The organism is Acidaminococcus sp. CAG:542 (assembly GCF_000437815.1).
Taxonomy (GTDB): Bacteria; Bacillota; Negativicutes; order Acidaminococcales; family Acidaminococcaceae; genus Acidaminococcus.
Genome location: NZ_FR902057.1, coordinates 1 through 1,848 on the forward strand (window position 1 = coordinate 1; position 1,848 = coordinate 1,848).

At 60.7% G+C, this 1,848-nt stretch carries 2 protein-coding genes; both read right to left on the minus strand.

The window, feature by feature from the left end; translation table 11 throughout:
• Positions 1-31: 31 nt before the first annotated feature.
• Complete coding sequence (locus QVO43_RS04370) at positions 32-340, minus strand: hypothetical protein (RefSeq protein WP_288174506.1); 309 nt, start codon at positions 338-340, stop codon at positions 32-34.
• Positions 341-370: 30 nt separating this feature from the next.
• Positions 371-1,848: oxidoreductase (locus tag QVO43_RS04375; protein ID WP_288174507.1), on the minus strand; the 1,478-nt coding region annotated here is incomplete at its 5' end.

Sequence of the window (1,848 nt, forward strand, 5' to 3'; positions counted from 1 at the left end):
CCTCACAGGGCGGACTTTGGGACCGTCCTTATTACCAGTTCAGTGCTGCGGCCAACTGTCCCATGGGACTGCTGCTGGGACCGTAATTGGCAATTCTGCACTGATGGGTACCTACGTGAGGGACGAATATCGGCTTTTTCACCGTTTCTTTCACCGCATTCCGGTACTCTTTCAGGGTTTTCAGTTGCGGAAGCAGGTCGAGTCTCCGATGGACCTCGGCCCCGTGGAACCCACCGAACCCCCGACCCTGACGCTGTAGGGGCAGGCCGAAGGCCAGCCCGTCCCGGCCTCCGGTTTTCTCCATTAAAAAAAGACCTGGCAAAAACCAGGTCTTTTCCATAGGCCGCTGACCGTTGACAGCTGACCGCCTTTAAATATCCATCCCCGCCCAGTGTCCCCAGTACACTGCATTGGTGATGGTGGATACTTTGGCGGCGTCTCCGATGACTCTTACGAAGGGGGCACAGTCCCGCAAAGCATCCACCACATCCGTCCGGGAGCGCTGGCCCAGAGCGCAGATCACCGTATCCCCGGGCACCAGCACCTGGGCCCCGGAGGGATCCGTACACAGGATCCCTTCTTTGGTCACTTCTACCCCTTTGTAGCCCGTATGGACCCTGGCGGTTTTGGCAATCTCCGCCAGCAGCAGGGGACGATGGCGCACATTGGCGTCCGGAGCCAGGGTGGGCCGCATTTCCACGATTTCCACCTTTTTCCCTTCCCGTCCCAGGTGGATGGCACATTCACACCCGGCCAGGCCGCCGCCGAACACCACCACATGGTCTCCCACCTTGTCCTTTTCCCTGTAGTAGTTGTTCACGATCACCACATTGTCCCCGTCCAGGCCCTTGATGGGCGGCACCAGGGGCCGGGAACCGGCGGCGATGATCAGGGCATCGGGCTTTTCCGCCTCCACGGTTTCCGGGGTAGCTTCCGTATTCAGCCGGATCTCCGCCCCTGCCTTCCGGGCCAGCAGCTCGTAGGTATGGGCCAGTTGGTACATCTCCCGTTTGAAGGGAATGGCCTGCTCACTTTTCAGGATGCCCCCCACTTCTCCTTCTTTTTCCATCAGGATCACCCGGTGACCCCGGCTGGCAACAGTATAGGCAGCGTACAGGCCCCCAGGGCCTCCGCCCACCACAACCACTTTCTTCTTCACCGGTGCCGGCTGGACTTCCGTCCCGTCCAGTTCCCGGCCGATCAGGGGATTCACCGTGCACCGGCGGGTGCTGGTGGCCGCCCGTTCCGCCATACAGGTGAAGCACCGGAGACAGTGGACGATTTCTTCATCCCGGCCTTCCTCGATCTTCCGGGGCGTTTCCGGGTCCGCCAGCAGCTGCCGGGCCATGTACACCACATCCGCCTTCCCGGAAGCGATGATTTCCTCCATCATGGCCGGGTCCGTCAGGCCGCCGATGGTGGCCACCGGTTTGGACACATGCTTTTTGATTTCCGCCGCCAGGTACACGTTCCGGCCGTGGTCCTCGAACATGGAAGGATGGGTGATCCCGAAGGTCTTCTGGTAGGTGCCGGCGGAAACATGGATCAGGTCTGCATAAGGTTCGATGGCCTGGGCAATCTTCACCCCTTCGTCCAGTCCGTAGCCTCCTTCCGCAAATTCCGCCCCGCTCATCCGGAATTCGATGGGGAAAAAGGGCCCTACCGCAGCCCGCACCGATTTCAGCACTTCCACTGCAAACCGGGTCCTGTTTTCCAGGGATCCCCCGTATTCGTCCGTCCGGTGGTTGAACAGCGGGGACAGGAACTGATTGATCAGCCACCCGTGGCCCCCGTGGATCATCACCATTTCGAACCCAGCCCGTTTGGCCAGGCTGGCTGCATGGCCAT